Below are 17,506 nucleotides of genomic sequence, written 5' to 3' on the forward strand. Positions count from 1 at the left end.
CGGCCGTTGGCCGGCCGGGATTGCTGATGTTCAGAGGACCTTCGAGAGGAAGGCCTGGGTGCGTTCGTGTTGCGGGTTGCCCAGGACGTCCTCGGGCCTGCCGCTTTCAACAACTACGCCTTGGTCCATGAAGACCACCTGGTCGCTGACTTGGCGCGCGAAGCCCAGTTCGTGCGTAACCACCACCATGGTCATCCCTGCTTCGGCCAGGGACTTCATGACATCGAGCACTTCGCCCACGAGTTCCGGGTCCAGCGCAGACGTTGGTTCGTCGAACAGCATGAGCTTTGGCTTCATGGCCAGTGCGCGCGCAATCGCGATGCGCTGTTGCTGCCCGCCGGAGAGCTCCTGGGGATAGGAATGGCCCCGGTTGCCGAGCCCCACCCGGTCCAGCAAGGCCTGGGCTTCCGCGGTGACCTCGTTGCGGGGGCGGCCCAGGACGTGTATCGGCGCTTCCACGACGTTCTCCAGCACGGTCATGTGCGGGAAGAGGTTGAAGCGTTGGAAGACCATGCCAGCGGTCAGCCGGGAACGGGCTGTCTGCCGCTCCTTCATTTCGTAGAGCCGTCCGTTCCGCTCGGAGTAGCCGACCAGGTGTTCGTCGACGTACAGGCGGCCGGCGTCGACCTTCTCCAGGTGGTTGATACATCGGAGGAAGGTTGTCTTTCCTGAGCCGGACGGACCGACGAGGCAGGTCACGGAGCCTCGTTCGACCTTCAGATCAATGCCCTTGAGGATTTCCGTCGAGCCGAAGCTCTTGCGGACCCCTTGGGCCTCCACCATCGCGGTAGTCATCGTGCTGTCCTTGTCTTTAGCCGGCGCGTCCGTCGCGGTGCGGCGTCGAATCCGCGGCCATACCGTCGTTCGAGTTTGGTTTGGAAGAAGCTCAGGATGGTCGTCATGAGCAGGTACCAGAGGCTCGCGACGATGAGCAGCGGGATGGTCTGGTAGTTGTTGGCGTAGATGATCTGAGCGGAATACAGCAGGTCGGAGATGGCCAGGACGCTGACCAGGGCGGTGCCTTTGAGCATCGAGATGACTTGGTTGCCGGTGGGTGGGAGAACGACGCGCATCGCTTGCGGGAGGATGACCCGGCTCATGAGCTTGTTGCCGTTCATGCCAAGGGCCCGGGCGGCGTCGTACTGGCCTTTGTCCACGGATCCGATGCCTCCCCTGATGATCTCGGCCATATAGGCGGCCTCGTTCAGGGACAGTCCGAGCAACGCCGCACCGAGCGGAGAGACGAGCACGTTGGCCGAACCAAGGACCACGGAGGGGCCGCCGAAGGGCAGTCCGAACGCGATCACTGGGTACAGGGCGGCAATGTTGTACCAAAAGATCAACTGCACAAGCAGCGGGGTGCCGCGGAAGAACCAGATGTAGGCCCGGCTGATGGTTTTGACGATCGGGTTGGCCGAAAGCCGCATGATCGCCAGGACCGTGCCAAGGGCAATGCCGACGGTCATCGACACCACGGTGAGGAGGATGGTGAGCCCGGCTCCCGTGATGATCTGCGGGGCGAAGAGATAGGAGACGACGACGTCCCAGTGGTACCGCTGGTTTACAGCCACATCCCACGCAGCACTGAATGCTACAAGAATGAGGACGACGGCGATTGCCAGGCGGACGGGGTGCCGGAGCGGCACCACGGGGATGGAGTCGCCCGGGGCCGCGGGAAGGCTTTGCCTTGTGTCGGAAATGGAGTGTTGCTGCATGATGGTCACCTTTTATTGGGCGAAGTTGACGCGGGCGTCGGTAATGGCGCTGGATTCAAGGCCGTATTTCCCGAGGACCTTGACGTAGGAGTCGCTCTTGATCACGGTGTTAAGGGCCGCGGAGACAGACTTGACCAGGCCGGAGTCCTTCGGCATACCGACCCCGACCGGTGCGAAGCCGTACTTGGCGGCGATCTCGATTTGCGGGTTCTGCGTCGCGGCAAAGTTCAGGATGGGCGAATCAGCCAACACGGCGTCGAGGCGTCCGCTGGTGAGGGCCGAAATAGCCTGGCGCGTGTCCTGGAACTCGTTTGTCTGGATCTTGTCTTTGCCGCCGTCCGTGCACGTTTTGTCGAAATCGGGGACGTCGACTGTGAGCTGGTAGGAACCGGTCAGGACTCCGACCTTCTTGCCACAAAGGGACTTCTCATTGAGCCCCAGGGGATTGCCCTTCGCGGCCGCGACGGTGCTGCCCATCTGCATGTAGTCAACGAAATCAAGCACCTTCATCCGCTCCGCCGTGGGGGTCATCGAGGAGACGGTCATGTCATACCGCCCGGCGGCGATTCCCGGGATGATGGAATCGAAATTGGCTACCTGGATCTCGACCTTCACTCCGAGCGCCTCTCCGATCAGGCGTGCGACGTCGGGGTTGGCACCCGTCATGTCCTGGGTGCCTTCCCGGTAAAACTGGGTGGGCGGCTCGTTGGTGGGGATGGCCACCCGCAGGACCTTGCTCGCCTTGATGGATTCCGGGAGCAACTGTGCGGCGGCCTGGTTGACGTCCAGTGCGGGAACGCTCGCGTCCTGCCCGGTACCGCCCGGCGACACTGCAGAAGTGGCGGACGTTGCGGGTGAGCAAGCGGTGACGGCAAGCAACAATGCTGCGGTTGCGACGGCGGCTGGGACGCCGAGCCGGGAGCGTTTCGTGCGGGGGCTGGTGGTTAGGGATTTCATCGGGAGGACCTCGTTTCTGCGTAGGCCATCTGGGCCTCAGGGGTCGGGATAGTGCCTGGGAACGATTCACTGCGATGACGGATCAGCTCGCGGCCTTCTTCCCGGAGTTCCTGGATCGTGGAGACTCCGAGGAGCATCATGGTGCGCGTGATCTCGGCGGCGAAGAGTTTCAAGACGTGCGCTACTCCCGCTTGGCTGGCCGCTGCCAGTCCGTACAGGTAGGGGCGACCGATGGAGCAAGCGTCAGCGCCAAGGGCGATTGCCTTGACGACGTCGGAGCCGCGGCGGATGCCGCCGTCGACGATGATTTCAAGCCGGCCGGCCGCCTTCTCGGCAATGTCGGGAAGGACGTCCAGCGGGGAAGCCATGTGGTCCAGTTGCCGGCCGCCGTGGTTGCTGACCTGGATGGCGTCGATACCAAGCTCGGCCGCGATGACGGCGTCGTTGGGATTGACGACGCCTTTGAGGATGATCGGACCGTTCCAGCGCGACCTCAGGTCCCGGATGTCGTCCCAGTCCGTCGGTTCGTAGGATCCAGCGAGGAGGGTCCGCCACATGTCCGGGCTGCTGGAGAGCGGGCCTTCGGGAATTTCGGCGTCGAGATTCGGGAAGGCGATCGCATCGTTGGCCAGGAATCCAAAGGCCCACCTGGGATGCAGCGCACCTTCGATGACAGTTTTGGGCTTGATCGACGGCGGCGCCGTGAATCCGTTGCGGTAGTCACGTTCCCGGTGGCCAATCGCGCGGCAATCGACGTTGACGAGAAGCGCTTCGTATCCGGCATTCGAGACCCGGTCCAGGACGGCCTGGAGCATGCCCTTGTCCGCAGTGGGCTCGATGTTGAACCATCGCCGAAGGCCCGGGGTGGCGGCACTGACGTCCTCCATGGTGGTGGTGCTCAAGTGCGCCAGTCCGTAGGGAACGCCTGCCTCAAGGGCCGCGCGGGCGACGGCGGTCTCGCCGTCGGGGTGGAAGAGCCGGGTGCCGCCGGTAGGCGAGAGCGTCAGCGGCATCGCCACCGGACCGCCCAGGAGGGTTGAACCAAGGTCCAGATGCTCCACCGACCCCCACTTCGGGAGGAAGGCCCAGTCATCGAAGGAGGAGCGGTTGCGCCTCAAGGAGGCCTCGTCCTCGCCGCCGCCCTCGATGTAGTCGAACACGCTTCCCGGAAGGCGTTCCGCGGCCAGTTTCCTCATGTCCTCGACGCTGTAGCAGCGCCTGGACAGCCGCTCCGGCACGGACCGGGCAGGTCCCTGCACCGAGGCCAGCGCCCTGATGTCCTTGAATCGCATTTTTCTGTTCCTCTGTTTTTGGGGGGTTGTCTTTCGGTACCTTCCTCAATAGTGATGTAGATCTCTCCCCTTCTGCATGTCGATTCCTCCATAAGATCCTCTTTGGGCTTGTGATATCTTCCAACTATGGATACGAAGGAAGGGCGCCACGGAGAGCCCGATCTCCAGACCGCCGTCGTGCGATTGTCCGATTGCATCCAGCTCATGCAGGCCGATCTGGTGCACGCGAATCCCACCCCGGACAACCTCGGACACCCCGTCTCGGACGTACTCATGTACGACCCCATGGACGAATGGACCAGCGTCGATGGCCGGATCGTCCTCGCCGTCGGGCTCATGTGCGGTTCGCCGGATTTTGACCAGCTGCTTCACCGGGCGTCCAATAGCAACGCGGCCGCAGTAATCGTCAAGGCCCATGGGGCGCCCTTGGAGGAGCTGCGCTCTGCCGCGATCCGCTACGACCTGGCGGTCCTCATCGCACCCGACGCCGCCGATTGGACACGGCTCGTGGCACTGGCCCGGGCGTCAGTCATGGGCGCGGCCGTGGACTCTGTCTCCGGCGTCCGACTCGGAGACCTTTACGCGTTCGCCAACGCTGCCGCATCCATCACCAACGGCGCGGCCAGCATTGTGGATCCGCTCGGCAGGATCCTCGGCTACTCGACGCTGCCCGGCCAGCCCATCGACGAGCTCCGCCGGGTCACCACCCTCTCGCTGCAGGAGATCAAGCCCCCGGCGTTCGACGCTGACTTCAAGACCGTTTACGCGTCCGGCGGAGCCGTGCTCATCCCCGGAATCGATGACGAGATGCCAAGGCTCGCCCTTGCCGTGAGGGCCAGCGGCGAACTGCTTGGCTCGATCTGGATCATCGACCCGGGCGAGGACAAACGGGAGGCTGCCCTGGAGGCACTCGACCGGATGGCGCCGCTGGCCGGACTCCACATGCTCCATGCCCGCTCCGCGTCCGATTTCGGGGAACGCAGGAACGGAGACCTGATCCGGACCCTCATGGAGGACCCCGGACACGCGCCCTTTGCCGCAGCCCAACTGGGGCTCGAATCCTCCGGCGGGCTCGCCGTCGCGGCCTTTTCGATCGTTCGGGCCGAAACAGGCAGCCTGGAGTCGGTGCGTGAAATCCATCGGCTGCTGCACTTGGTGACCACCGTTTGCAACGTGCAGTTCAACTCGAGCCACAGCGCCCTCATCGATTCCGTGGTCTACGCGCTTCTTCCCTCTGACGGGGCCGCGTCAAGGGCGATACATCGGCGCGTGGTCCAGGAAATCGGCACTTACGGCCACACGATCAGCTCCTACCCGCTCATCGCTGCCGTCGGCGGCATCGCGGCCCGCGTAGAGGAGCTGCCAGGATCCCGGGCCGAGGCCGTGCAGACACTCCAATACCTGCTCCACCAACAATCGACGAAACGTGGTGCCGCTGGCGGGGCCGCCCCCTCCGTCGGGCTCTTCGAGGACTACAGGATCCCGCTGAATCTCCTGAAGATCGGGGCATTCATCAGCGAGAGCGGATTTGCCGAGCTCGACGACATCGCAAAAATCCAGGCCTACGACTCCGAACAGCAAACCGACTATCTGGACACCTTGAGGGCATACATGGCCTCAAACGGAAACATCTCCGCGATGGCGGCCAGCCTCCACGTGCACAACAACACCGTCCGCTACCGGATCTCACGCTTGGCCAAGGACTTTGACCTCGATCTGGACGACCCGCAGAAGCGGCTCTGGCTCTGGCTGCGGCTCACAACCATGGACCTGGCGGTTGAAGTGGAATAGCCGGCTGAACCACCGGCATCCAAGTGGGAGGGCAGGTTCACGACTGAGCCACCTCGGGAACGGATTGCCGGCCGGCTAAAAGTCTGGCTAGTTACTAGCCTGATATCAGGCTATAATTCTGAGCATGAGAACGGTACCGCTCAGCGAAGCCAAGGACAAGCTGTCCGCCCTCGTGGAGGAAGCAGACACGACCCACGAGATCATCCAAATCACCAGGCACGGGCACCCATCAGCCGTGCTGATGTCCGCCGATGACTTGGAATCCCTGCAGGAAACCATCCACTGGCTGTCACAGCCGGGCATCCGCGAAGACCTGGACCAGGCCCGGCGCGACATCGCCGAGGGCAACACGACCAGCGGCGCAGACCTCCGCCGTGAATTCGGGCTGCCGCCGCGGTGACCGGCCCAGAACCCACTGGCCCCGCAGCATGGAACGTCCAGGTCACCAGCCCGGCGCTGAGGGGCTTCAGGCGACTGCCTGAGAAGGCCGCGGCAGCGATCGTCGAATTCGTCACGGGCGCACTCGCCGAGAACCCACACCGGCTGAGCAAGCCCCTCACAAACGAACTGCTCGGACTCCGCACCGCCCGGCGCGGCGACTACAGGGTGCTGTTCACCCTGGACATCGAAGAGCACACCCTGTACGTCCACCGCATCGAACACCGCTCCGACGTCTACAAACCGCGCTAGTAAGCTCTCCCGACGGTCTCAGCCGTTGGTGAGGGTGACGTCGTCGAGGTACATCCAGGTGTCGTCGGCGGGGCTGGAGCCGTCGAGGTGGACGTTGAACCAGAGGGTGATGGTCTGGCCTTTGTAGGGGGTGAGGTCGGCGGTGAGCTGGGTCCAGGTGCCGTTGTTGTTGCAGAGTTTGAACAGGCTTCCCAGGGTGGTGCCGGTGGTGGTTCGGGCTTGTGCTTCCATCCAGTCGTAGGGGCAGGCGTTGCCGGTGCAGGGGTCTTCCTGGCTGTGGGGCTGGTACCAGAAGGACAGGGTGGTAGTTCCGGTGGCGGGGACGGTGATGGTCTGGGACAGGCTGCTGTCGCCGAGGGGTTCTGCCCCGGATGCCAGGCCGAGGAGTGCGGAGCCGGTGCCGGTGTGGGCGGTGGTGGAGGCCACCGGTGCCCGGACGCCGCCGGTGGTCCAGGCGGTGAGCCCGGATTCGAAGCCGCCGTTGGTGATGGCCGAGGTGGTGGTTCCCGTGGGGGTGACCGGCGCCGAGGCGGCCGACGCCGGGGAGGTGCCGATGGCGTTGGTGGCGGTGACGGTGAAGGTGTAGGCGGTGCCGTTGCTCAGCCCGGTGACGGTGGTGCTGGTGGCGGGCGGGTTCCCGGTGACGGTGACCGGGGCCAGGGTGGTGGTTCCGGCGTGCGGGGTGACCGCGTAGGAGGTGATCGCGGAGCCGCCGTTGGCCGGGACGGTCCAGGACACGGTTGCCGAGGCGTTCCCTGCCGTCGCCGTCACGCCGGTGGGTGCGGCGGGTGCCGTGGCCCCCGCCGTCGGGGTGACGGCGGCAGAAGCGGCCGAGGCCGGGGAGGTGCCGATAGCGTTCGTGGCGGTGACGGTGAAGGTGTAGGCGGTGCCGTTGCTCAGCCCGGAGACGGTTGCCGTCGTTGCGGGCGGGTTCCCGGTGACGGTGACCGGGGCCAGGGTGGTGGTGCCGGCGTGCGGGGTGACCGTGTAGGAGGTGATCGCGGAGCCGCCGTTGGCCGGGGCGGTCCAGGACACGGTGGCGGAGGCGTTCCCCGCCGTCGCCGTCACGCCGGTGGGTGCGGCGGGTGCCGTGGGCGTTGTCTGGGTGTTGGTGAGGGTGACGTCGTCGAGGTACATCCAGGTGTCATCCGCCGGGCTGGAGCCGTCGAGGTGGACGTTGAACCAGAGCACGATGCTCTGGCCGTTGTAGGCGGAGAGGTTCGCGCTGAGCTGGGTCCAGGTGCCGTTGTTGTTGCAGAGTTTGAACAGGCTGGCCAGGACCGTGCCGCCGGTGGTGCGGACCTGTGCTTCCATCCAGTCGTAGCGGCAGGCGGTGCCGGTGCAGCTCTCGTCGGCGGTGTGCGGCTGGTACCAGAAGGACAGCGTGGACGTCCCGGAGGCGGGCATGGTGATGGTCTGGGACAGGCTGCTGTCCCCCAGCGGCTCGGCCCCCGATGCCAGGCCCAACAACGCAGAACCCGTGCCGGTGTGCGCAACGGTGGAGGCCACGGGTGCCTTGCCGCCGCCGGTCGTCCAGGAGGCCAGCCCGGACTCGAAACCGCCGTTGACGACGCCCGGAACCGGGGCCGAAGGCGTGACCGGGGCCGAGGCGGCCGACGCCGGAGACGTTCCGACGGCGTTCGTCGCCGTGACCGTGAACGTGTACGCGGTGCCGTTAGTCAGTCCGGTGACGGTCGCCGTCGTCGAGGGCGGATTACCGGAGACCGTCACCGGAGCCAATGCCGTGCCACCGGACGAAGGCGTCACCGTATAGGAAGTGATCGGGGAGCCGCCGTTGGCCGGAGCCGTCCACGACACCACCGCCGAAGCATTCCCCGCCGTCGCAGCCACGCCCGTGGGAGCGGCTGGCGCCGTCGGGGCCGTCGGGGTGACGGGCGCGGACGCGGCCGACGCCGGCGACGTCCCGACGGCGTTGGTGGCGGTGACGGTGAACGTGTACGCGGTGCCGTTAGTCAGTCCGGTGACGGTCGCCGTCGTCGAGGGCGGATTCCCGGTAACCGTCTCCGGAGCCAGGGCCGTGCCACCGGAGGAAGGCGTCACCGTATAGGAGGTGATCGGTGACCCGCCGTTGGCCGGAGCCGTCCACGACACCACCGCCGAAGCATTACCCGCCGTCGCGGTCACACCGGTCGGCGCCGCAGGCGCGGTCGCCGCGGCCTGGGTGACGTCGATCATCGAATAGTCATCCGTGGTGATCGAACCGTTGGATTGGATGTTCAGTCCGTAGCTGATACCCGAGGCGCCTGCCGGAAGAGCCGGCGTGGTCCAGGTGATCTGGGTCCAGTTGCTGCTCGCGTTGAACAACGGGCTCGCCGTCCAGTAGGTCCAATACCCCGTTCCTGTGCGGTAGTAGACCTCGAACTGGGTGATGACATTGGATTTATACCAGGTGCTGAGCTGATAGATATGACCTGGAGTGCCCGTGGGTGAGCAGCCGCCAAGGTCCAGTGCCGGCAGGAGCTTCGCGTCCCCGCTGACATAGCCGCTCATTGTCAGCAGCTCCGCATTGTTGCCCGTGTGGCCGGGTGAGACCACTGAATAGCTGGGCGTGTTGGTGCCGTATCCACCCGCTGCCCAGCAGAGCGGAATTCCGCTGGTGAGCGTCTCCAGGCTCGGGTTCTGGATCATGTTGGTCCCCTGTGGAGGCGGCGGCGGCACCGGCGGCCCGGAGACGAGGGGCTGGACCGCGCCACCGATTACCTGGTCAACCGTCTTCACGACGACGCCGCCCGCTGTCTGTTGTTGCGCTAGCCAGGAGGCGAATTGGTTGAACAGACTGGGGCTGATGGTGAGGGTCGGATCGGTCCCGACCGCGATGTGGTGGAACGTCAACTGAACCCAGCCACCGCCAGCCGCCTGGGCCCTGGTCACGGAGTTTTCAAGGTTGGACAGCGTCCATGTGCTGTCCACTTCCTCCGGCGCCGCGGTGTCATAGGGGTTTGCGGGCGGGATGCTCTCGGCGGCCGGGAGTCCCGGATCGTCCTTGCTGTAAAGGTCCCCGAGCCCGCGTGCGCTGTTGAAACCGCAATTCTTCACGATGGTCTGCACAGCGGGGTCCAAGGAAGCGAAGGGGTAGGCGAAGCTGGTGACCTTGAAGCCCATGTTTGCCAAGGCGACCCTGCCGTTGCACACCTGGCGCGTCACTTCATCCGAGGTCAACGTGACCAGGTCCGGGTGCGTGACGGTGTGCCCGGCAATTTCGTTGCCGTCCGCATACAGTTGCTGCAAGTTCGACGACGTGAAATAGCTCGGCTGATCGACCCACCCGGAGGGGACGAAATAAGTGCCGTGAAGTCCGAGGTTCTTCAGCGTGGTTGCGGCGGTCAGTTGGTCGGCGTTGCCGTCATCGAAGGTCAGCGTGATGACTGTGTTTGCAGCCGCATGCGCCGGCAAAGCGAAGCCACTGAGGAGTGCCAGGACCATTGCCGCGCACGCTCCAACTGCGGCCCAACGGACGCCGAAACGCGGCGTCACCTTGTGCTCCTGAGTCGAGAGTCCAGCCACTCCACTCACCGTCCATTCGAAGCCGGGCAACCGTCAAGGATGGGAGCATTCCCACCCTGGGTCTTCGGCGATGATAGGACGTTGCATCCGGCCGCGTCTTGAGTGTGCTCACCCGGCTGGCAGCAGCTGTGGGCCGCGATCCTGAGTGTGCTCACCTGATTCGGCAGCAGAGAGGCGCGCGGGCACCGCAGGGTTGGTTAACTAAGCTTGAGCGCCTTGACCGCACTCAACACTTTGGTGAGGGATTCCTTGGCGTCGCCAAACAGCAGTGTGGTCTGGGGTTCGTACATGAGTTCGTTCTCGATTCCCGCGAATCCCGGCCGCATGGAGCGCTTGAGGAAGACTACTTGGCGCGCGTCGGCCACCTCAAGGATGGGCATCCCGTAGATCGGCGAACCTGCGGTGGTTTTCGCGGCCGGGTTGACGACGTCGTTCGCGCCGACCACCAGCGCGACGTCGGCCGTCCGGAATTCAGAGTTGATCTCGCCCATTTCCTTGAGGGACTCATAGGGCACATTGGCTTCTGCGAGCAGGACGTTCATGTGCCCGGGCATGCGGCCAGCCACTGGATGGATCGCGAAGTCCACGTCAACGCCCCTCGCCTCCAACGCAAGGGCCAGCTCGGCCGCCGTGTGCTGCCCTTGCGCTACCGCGAGCCCATAGCCAGGAACGATGATGACCCGTTGCGCGTAGGCAAGGAGCACGGCCACGTCTTCCGGGCTGGAGGAGCGGACGGGGCGGTCGCTCACCGCCGTCGACCCCGCCGTCGAGCTTCCCTTGAACGCGCCGAAGAGGATACCCACAACACTGCGGCCCATGGCCGCCGCCATGGCCCTGGTGAGGATGGTGCCCGAGGCGCCCACCAACGTGCCGGCCACCACCAAGAGCACATTGCCAAGCACCAGGCCCGAGGCAGCCACGGCCAGGCCCGTGAAGGCATTCAGCAGCGAGATGACGATCGGCACGTCCGCGCCGCCTACCGGCAGCACCAGCAAGACGCCTGCCGCCAACCCCAGCACTAAGAGCAGCAGCGCCAGCGCGAGGGAACCACTGAAAACGACGGCGACGGCGGCACCCACCGCCGCGATCAGCACCGCTCCCATGAGGGTCGGCAGGCCAGGGAAGACCACCGGGCGGGTGGTCATGAACTCTTGGAGCTTGGAGAACGTGATGGCGGAACCCGCGAACGACACCGCCCCCACCAGCAAGGTGAAGACAATCGCCACACGCACCCAGTGGTCCTCCGTGTGCGCAAGTTCCAGGAGTGCGACGAGCGCCGCGGCACCGCCGCCCACGCCGTTGAACAGCGCCACGAGCTGCGGCATCTGCGTCATCTTCACCTGACGCGCCACCGGCGCGGCCACGCCCGAACCGACCACCATCGCGCCCAGTATCCAGGGAACGTTGTCCATTTTGACGGACAAAAAGACAGTGGCGACGGCGAGCGCCGCACCGAATGCGCCCACTAGGTTGCCTCGCCGGGCGGTACGTGGCGAATTGAGTCCCTTGAGCGCGAGGATGAAACAGACCGCGGCCGCGAGGTAGAGGAGCGAGGTCCACACCGGATCGATGAGGGTCATCGCGTGCGCTCCTTGGACTCGGCCGCTATGGGCTCCGATTTCGCGCCTGGGGGTGCAACGCGTTTACGGCCGTGGAACATCTCCAACATGCGGTCGGTCACTACGAAGCCGCCCACCAGATTGGCGGTCGCGAGCACGACGGCGAGCAAGGCCACCGCGAGGACCCACGGATCCGAGGCCTGCCCGGCGACGATGATCGCGCCCACCAGGATGATTCCGTGGATGGCATTCGCCCCGGACATCAAGGGCGTGTGCAGCGTGCTTGAGACCTTGGAGACCACTTCGAAGCCCACGAACACAGCCAAGACGGTGATGGTGAGCAGGGCGATGCCGTCCATCAGGAGACCCCCTCGTTGGCAGAGGTTACGGATTCCGCCGTCTCGGCCGAGAGCGCAGCAAGGGCCTCGGCCGTCGGACCGTGCCGCACCTCGCCGTCGTGCGTCAAACACGCACCCGCCACCACCTCATCGCCGAAGTCCGGAACGACGGCGCCATCACACGTCATCAAGGCCAGCAGGTTCGCGACGTTCTTCGCGTAGAGGCGCGAGGCGTCCGCGGGCATGGCGGAGGCGACATCCTTCATCCCCACCAAGGTGACCGTGCCCTGGCCATCCGCCGTCGGTATTTGAAGATCCAAACCCGGCACTGAGCCTTCCACGTTGCCGCCGGACTCCGCGGCGAGGTCGACGACCACCGAGCCCGGGCGCATGTGCTGGACCATTTCACGGCTCACCAGGAGAGGGGCCCGCCGTCCGGGGACAGCCGCCGTCGTGATGAGTACGTCTGCCTGGGCCACGTACGGGGCGAGCAGCTCACGTTGCAGGGCACCGCGGTCGGCGCTGAGCTCGCGCGCGTAGCCGCCGGAAGATTCCGCCGTCTCCACGTCGAGTTTGATGAAAGTGCCACCCATGGATGCGACCTCGTCCGCCGACGCCGGCCGGATGTCATTGGCGGAGACGCGTGCACCCAGCCTCTTCGCGGTACCGATGGCCTGCAGGCCTGCCACGCCCGCACCCAACACCAGCACGCGGGCGGGGGGAATGGTTCCGGCTGCCGTCATATAGAGGGGGAAGAATCGCGGGAGCCGCATTGCCGCCTCGAGCACGCAACGGTATCCAGCCACGAGGGCCTGGGACGTGAGCGCGTCCATGGATTGTGCCCGGGAAATGCGCGGCACCAGCTCAAGCGCGAAGGAGGTCACGCCCGCTTCGGCGAGTGCGCGGACGGTGGGAAGTTCCGACGACGGCGAGGCCAGGCCCACGGTGACGGCGCCCCGGCGGAGCGCGCCCGCCGTCGTGGGTTCGAGGGGGCGGACGTGCCCGTAGACGTCCAGTGTGGCCAGATCCAAGGCGGGGACGATGAGAGCTCCGGCCAGGCGGTAGTCCTCGTCGCTGTGGCCCGCGGCGGTTCCGGCTCCGCTTTCGACGACGACTTCCAGTCCCAGTCCAGCCAACTGCTGGACGGTCTCCGGCGTCGCAGCCACACGCCGTTCACCGTCCAGGCGTTCCCGCGCTATGCCAAGTTTCACCAGCGCTCCCTTTCTGAAACCCCATTGTCCTTCTGGACATCATTGTCCCGAGCCGTTGTTGGCTTGAGTCTAGGACGCGGAAGGCCCTGACGGGAGTAGGGATGGCACCCCGGGCGGCCATTCCCATCTTCGGACTGCTCTAATAGGCTCGCTGTGGGCTGGGAGCCTCCAGTTACCGCACCGTCGATGAGCCGGTTCCGGCCGCGCCGTCGGGAAGGAATATTGCCATGGCCACGTACAAGATCGGATACTTCGTCGGCAGCCTTTCAAGCCGCTCCATCAACCGGGTCCTGTCCAAGGCGCTCATCAGCGTCGCGCCGGAAGAGCTCGAATTCACAGAGATTCCTATCAAGGACCTGCCTCTGTACAGCCCGGACTACGACGCCGACTACCCGGCTGCCGGCCGGGCCCTCAAGGACGCCATTGCGGCCTCGGACGGGATCCTGTTCATCTCCCCCGAGTACAACCGCTCCGTTCCCGGCGCCCTGAAGAACGCCATCGACTGGGGATCCCGGCCCTGGGGAACCAACTCCTTCGCGCGCAAGCCAACGGGGATCATCGGGACATCACCTGGCAGCATCGGGACGGCCGTGATGCAGGCGTCGATGCGCAGCGTCCTGAGCTTCCTCGACGCACCTCAGCTGAACGCCCCGGAGGCCTACATCAAATTCAATCCGGCGTCCTACAACGAGGACGGATCGGTCAGGGACGAAGGCACGGCATCCATCCTGCGCCACTATGTGGAGGAATACTGTGCGTTCGTCGAGCGGGTCCTGGCTGCCAACGCACCAGGGCACATCGGCGACCACCACCCGGACCACGCCAAGCTGACGCGGTAGCGCGGGCGCAGGTTCCTTGCGCGGCTAATGCTTCGCCGAGACGTCCTGCGATATCGCCCGCGCGGTCTCCACGATCTGCTCCCGGACCGATTCGAGGTAGGCCTCGGGGTTCGGCTGGGCAGCGACGTTTTGGGCTTGGAGCGAGACATTGACCGCTGCGGCCACATGGCCGGCATGGTGATTCCACACCGGCGCAGCGATGGACATGAGCCCGAGTTCCAGTTCCTGGTCCAGGAGACACCAGCCCTGCTTGCGCACCCGGTCCAGCTCGGCTATTAAGGCTTCGCGCGACGTGATGGTCCGTGGTGTCAGTTCCTTGAACTCCACCGAGGACAGGTACTCGTCCAGTTTCAGCGGCGTCAGGCCGGCCAGAAGGACGCGTCCCATGGACGTGGCGTAGGCCGGGAAGCGGGTGCCCACCGAAATGCCGACCGTCATGATCCTGCGTGTGGTCACGCGGGCCACATAGAAGATGTCCGCTCCGTCCAGCACCGCGGCCGACGTCGACTCCCCCAATTTCAGCGAGAGTTCTTCAAGGTGCGGCTGCGCGAGCTGGGGCAAGGACAAGGCCGACAAATATGAGTAGCCAAGCTGCAGGACCATCGCCGTGAGCGCGAAGGTCTTGCCGTCTGTGCGGACATAGCCCAGCTCCACCAAGGTATGCAGGAATCGACGGGCCGTGGCACGCGTCAGGTTTGTACGCGCCGCCACCTCGCTGAGCGTCATGACGGGGTTGGCCGCGTCGAACGCACGGATCACGGACAACCCGCGTGCCAGCGATTGCACATACTGGTCACTCGCTTGGGGAGCACCTGCCTGCGGCACCCCTGCTACTGCTGCGTCGGTCATGATTACCCATCTTATTGGCGCGAACTGGCAGCAGTTGCCCCATGGATTGCCTCCAGAGGGCATTTGCTGCCAGTTCGCGATCGACTTGAGGCGCGTTTAGACCCCGACGACGGCGCCGGCCGCCTTCTCGTCGAACGGCACCAGCGGGACCGGCACCATGGCTTGGAGTTCTTCGAAGGTGCAGCCGAACGTCTCACGCACGGTCACGCCGTCGGGCCCTATCAGGAAGACCGCTTTGTCCGTGTACACGCGGGTCACGCATCCCACCCCAGTAAGCGGGTAGCTGCAGGTGTCGACGAGCTTGGACGCGCCCTCGCGGGTCAGGAGAGTCATCATGACGAATACGTCCTTGGCGCCGGTGGCCAGGTCCATCGCCCCGCCGACGGCCGGAATCGCGTCCGGTGCTCCGGTGTGCCAATTGGCGAGGTCACCCGTGGCCGACACCTGGAAAGCGCCGAGGACGCAGATATCCAGATGCCCGCCGCGCATGATCGCGAAGGAATCGGCATGGTGGAAATACGAGGCGCCGGGGAGCTCGGTGACGGGGATCTTGCCGGCGTTGATGAGGTCGCCGTCGATCGCGTCCCCCTTGGCTTCAGGGCCCATTCCGAGCATCCCGTTCTCCGTGTGGAGAGTGATGTTCTGCTCTTCCGTGAGGTAGTTGGAGACGAGCGTCGGCTGGCCGATGCCGAGGTTCACGAACGAGCCCGGAGCGATGTCCCGCGCCACGAGCCGCGCGAGATCGTCACGACCCAGGGGTGTTGTTGAGGTTTGGATGCTCATGTCAGGCCACCTTCACGATGCTGTTGACGTAGATTCCCGGGGTCACCACGTTCTCCGGGTCGAGGGCGCCGGTCGGAACGATCTCCGACACCTGGACGATGGTGTGCTTTGCGGCCGCCGCCATGATCGGTCCGAAGTTCCTGGCCGTTTTGCGGTAGACAAGGTTGCCCTTGCCATCGGCCTTGAGCGCCTTGATGAGTGCGACGTCGGCGTGGATGGGCGTCTCGAACACTTGCCATTTTCCGTCGAGGAAGCGCGTGTGCTTCCCTTCCGCGAGCATGGTGCCGTAACCGGTGGGCGTGAAAAACCCGCCAATCCCTGCGCCCGCCGCCCGGATGCGCTCCGCCAAGTTGCCTTGCGGCACGAGTTCCAGTTCGATTTCCCCGGCCTTGTACTTGGCGTCGAAGTGCCAGGAATCGGACTGGCGCGGGAAGGAGCAGATCATTTTGCGGACCCGTCCTTCCTTGATGAGCAGTGCAAGGCCCTGATCGCCCTGGCCCGCGTTGTTGTTCACTACGGTGAGGTCGGTGGCACCGGTATCGAGCAGCGCGTCGATCAGTTCGAACGGTTGGCCCGCGTTTCCGAAGCCTCCGATCATGACGGTAGAGCCGTCCTTGATGCCGGCGACTGCTTCGCCGACAGTGTCTATGAATTTCAGCATTGCCTTAGCCCTTCACCGGTTGTGCCGAATTTCCGGCAGTGACGTTCTCAAGCACCACGGCCAGGCCCTGCCCGACGCCGATGCAAATCGCGGCGACACCCCAACGCTCACCGGAAGCCTGAAGGCTGCGGGCCAAGGTGCCCAGGATCCGGGTGCCGGAGGCGCCCAGCGGGTGGCCCATCGCGATCGCGCCGCCGTGCCGGTTCACGATGGACGGGTCGATTCCCCACGCATCGATGCACGCCAGGGACTGTGCGGCGAAGGCTTCGTTAAGTTCGACGGCGCCCACCTGCTCCCAGCCGATGCCCGCCTTCGCGAGTGCCTTGTTAGCCGCTTCCACGGGCGCGTAGCCGAAGAACTGGGGATCGTTTCCGTGTGCTCCGCGGCCGGCGATGCGGGCGAGCGGCTCCAGCCCGAGCAGCCCGGCGGCGCTTTCGCTGCCGATCCAGGCCGCGGAGGCGCCGTCGGACAGTGGGGACGCGTTCCCCGCGGTGACCGTTCCACCCTCACTACCGGCGGATTCGGCACGGAACACGGTCTTGAGCCCGCCGAGCTTCTCCGCCGTCGAGCCCGCACGGATGCCTTCATCACGGACCAACTCCGTACCCGGAACCTGGCTCACCAACTGGTCGTAGAAGCCCTCGTCCCACGCCGCCGCGGCGAGGTTGTGCGAGGCCGCGGCGAACTCGTCTTGCCGCTCCCGGGTAATCCCATACTTCTCGCGGAGCCGTTCGGTGGCCTCGCCCAGGGAAATGGTCCAGTCCTTGGGCATGGCCGGGTTCACCAGGCGCCAGCCCAGAGTGGTGGAGGCCAGGGTCATATCTCCGGCCGGATACGGCTTCGAGGTCTTGGGCAATACCCAGGGCGCGCGGGACATGGACTCGGCGCCGCCCACCAGAACCAGCTCTGCGTCGCCGGCGTTGATCTGGCGGGAGGCGATGATCGCGGCGTCCAGCGAAGAGCCGCACAGGCGGTTGACCGTGGTGCCGGGGATCGACGTCGGGAGCCCGGCCAGGAGGGTGGCCATGCGGGCGATGTTGCGGTTCTCCTCGCCGGCGCCATTGGCGTTGCCGAATACGACCTCGTCGATGCGCTCAACGTCCAAAGCAGGGGCACGCTTGACGGCCTCGCGCACCACGTGGGCCGCGAGGTCATCCGGCCGCACCCCGGCAAGGCCCGAGCCGAATTTTCCAAAAGGTGTGCGCACGGCGTCGTACACATACGCCTGGTTCATGGGGTCTCCTCTAAGTGTCTGTAGTCCCAACTAGCTCGCAGTTAATGTCGTTATGAGGGCTC

The 17,506-nt window shown here is 65.3% G+C and carries 16 protein-coding genes; 4 read left to right on the top strand and 12 right to left on the bottom strand.

Annotated features, from left to right (window positions below; all coding sequences use genetic code 11):
• Positions 1 to 30: 30 nt before the first annotated feature.
• Genes LFT47_RS20800 through LFT47_RS20815 form a run of 4 tightly spaced genes read right to left on the bottom strand, consistent with a single transcriptional unit; the run spans position 31 to position 3,964 of the window.
• Positions 31 to 795: an amino acid ABC transporter ATP-binding protein gene (locus LFT47_RS20800; RefSeq protein WP_272909599.1), complete on the bottom strand. Its 765-nt coding sequence runs from the start codon at positions 793 to 795 to the stop codon at positions 31 to 33.
• Positions 792 to 1,715: an amino acid ABC transporter permease gene (locus LFT47_RS20805; RefSeq protein ID WP_236813746.1), complete on the bottom strand. Its 924-nt coding sequence runs from the start codon at positions 1,713 to 1,715 to the stop codon at positions 792 to 794. The genes LFT47_RS20800 and LFT47_RS20805 overlap by 4 nt, the downstream gene beginning before the upstream one ends.
• A 12-nt stretch (positions 1,716 to 1,727) precedes the next feature.
• On the bottom strand, positions 1,728 to 2,672 hold the full coding sequence (locus LFT47_RS20810) for an ABC transporter substrate-binding protein (RefSeq protein ID WP_236813748.1): 945 nt from the start codon (positions 2,670 to 2,672) through the stop codon (positions 1,728 to 1,730).
• On the bottom strand, positions 2,669 to 3,964 hold the full coding sequence (locus LFT47_RS20815) for an alpha-hydroxy acid oxidase (protein WP_236813750.1): 1,296 nt from the start codon (positions 3,962 to 3,964) through the stop codon (positions 2,669 to 2,671). The genes LFT47_RS20810 and LFT47_RS20815 overlap by 4 nt, the downstream gene beginning before the upstream one ends.
• 126 nt (positions 3,965 to 4,090) lie before the next feature.
• Here LFT47_RS20815 and LFT47_RS20820 point away from each other — a divergent pair, with 126 nt between their 5' ends.
• The 3 genes from LFT47_RS20820 (at position 4,091) to LFT47_RS20830 (ending at position 6,445) form a co-directional block, all read left to right on the top strand.
• Complete coding sequence (locus tag LFT47_RS20820) at positions 4,091 to 5,755, top strand: PucR family transcriptional regulator (RefSeq protein WP_236813752.1); 1,665 nt, start codon at positions 4,091 to 4,093, stop codon at positions 5,753 to 5,755.
• Between the two features lie 124 nt (positions 5,756 to 5,879).
• Positions 5,880 to 6,155, top strand: a complete 276-nt coding sequence (locus LFT47_RS20825; RefSeq protein WP_236813754.1) for a type II toxin-antitoxin system Phd/YefM family antitoxin — start codon at positions 5,880 to 5,882, stop codon at positions 6,153 to 6,155.
• The gene (locus LFT47_RS20830; protein WP_272909600.1) at positions 6,152 to 6,445 is read left to right on the top strand and encodes a type II toxin-antitoxin system RelE family toxin; all 294 of its coding nucleotides are present in this window, start codon (positions 6,152 to 6,154) and stop codon (positions 6,443 to 6,445) included. Before LFT47_RS20825 ends, LFT47_RS20830 begins: the two co-directional genes overlap by 4 nt.
• A gap of 18 nt (positions 6,446 to 6,463) precedes the next feature.
• Here LFT47_RS20830 and LFT47_RS20835 read toward each other — a convergent pair whose 3' ends face one another.
• The 4 genes from LFT47_RS20835 to LFT47_RS20850 all read right to left on the bottom strand — a co-directional run bounded on the left by LFT47_RS20835 (position 6,464) and on the right by LFT47_RS20850 (position 13,078).
• Positions 6,464 to 9,940 (bottom strand): fibronectin type III domain-containing protein, encoded by a 3,477-nt coding sequence (locus LFT47_RS20835; protein ID WP_236813756.1) that lies wholly within the window; start codon positions 9,938 to 9,940, stop codon positions 6,464 to 6,466.
• Between the two features lie 227 nt (positions 9,941 to 10,167).
• Positions 10,168 to 11,550, bottom strand: a complete 1,383-nt coding sequence (locus tag LFT47_RS20840; RefSeq protein WP_236813758.1) for an NAD(P)(+) transhydrogenase (Re/Si-specific) subunit beta — start codon at positions 11,548 to 11,550, stop codon at positions 10,168 to 10,170.
• Positions 11,547 to 11,888, bottom strand: a complete 342-nt coding sequence (locus LFT47_RS20845; RefSeq protein ID WP_236813760.1) for an NAD(P) transhydrogenase subunit alpha — start codon at positions 11,886 to 11,888, stop codon at positions 11,547 to 11,549. Before LFT47_RS20845 ends, LFT47_RS20840 begins: the two co-directional genes overlap by 4 nt.
• The gene (locus LFT47_RS20850; RefSeq protein ID WP_236813762.1) at positions 11,888 to 13,078 is read right to left on the bottom strand and encodes a Re/Si-specific NAD(P)(+) transhydrogenase subunit alpha; all 1,191 of its coding nucleotides are present in this window, start codon (positions 13,076 to 13,078) and stop codon (positions 11,888 to 11,890) included. Before LFT47_RS20850 ends, LFT47_RS20845 begins: the two co-directional genes overlap by 1 nt.
• Positions 13,079 to 13,305: 227 nt before the next feature.
• On the opposite strand from LFT47_RS20850, the gene LFT47_RS20855 reads away from it, so the two are divergent.
• Complete coding sequence (locus LFT47_RS20855) at positions 13,306 to 13,917, top strand: NADPH-dependent FMN reductase (RefSeq protein WP_236813764.1); 612 nt, start codon at positions 13,306 to 13,308, stop codon at positions 13,915 to 13,917.
• 24 nt (positions 13,918 to 13,941) lie between these two features.
• Here LFT47_RS20855 and LFT47_RS20860 read toward each other — a convergent pair whose 3' ends face one another.
• The 4 genes from LFT47_RS20860 to LFT47_RS20875 all read right to left on the bottom strand — a co-directional run bounded on the left by LFT47_RS20860 (position 13,942) and on the right by LFT47_RS20875 (position 17,444).
• Positions 13,942 to 14,766, bottom strand: a complete 825-nt coding sequence (locus LFT47_RS20860; RefSeq protein WP_236813766.1) for an IclR family transcriptional regulator domain-containing protein — start codon at positions 14,764 to 14,766, stop codon at positions 13,942 to 13,944.
• 96 nt (positions 14,767 to 14,862) lie between these two features.
• Entirely contained in the window at positions 14,863 to 15,549 is a 687-nt protein-coding gene (locus LFT47_RS20865) for a 3-oxoacid CoA-transferase subunit B (RefSeq protein ID WP_236813768.1), read from the bottom strand.
• A 1-nt stretch (position 15,550) separates the two neighbouring features.
• Entirely contained in the window at positions 15,551 to 16,210 is a 660-nt protein-coding gene (locus LFT47_RS20870; RefSeq protein WP_236813770.1) for a 3-oxoacid CoA-transferase subunit A, read from the bottom strand.
• Positions 16,211 to 16,214: 4 nt separating this feature from the next.
• Entirely contained in the window at positions 16,215 to 17,444 is a 1,230-nt protein-coding gene (locus LFT47_RS20875) for a thiolase family protein (RefSeq protein ID WP_236813772.1), read from the bottom strand.
• Positions 17,445 to 17,506 lie beyond the last annotated feature (62 nt).

The organism is Arthrobacter sp. FW306-2-2C-D06B, assembly GCF_021789175.1.
GTDB lineage: Bacteria > Actinomycetota > Actinomycetes > Actinomycetales > Micrococcaceae > Arthrobacter.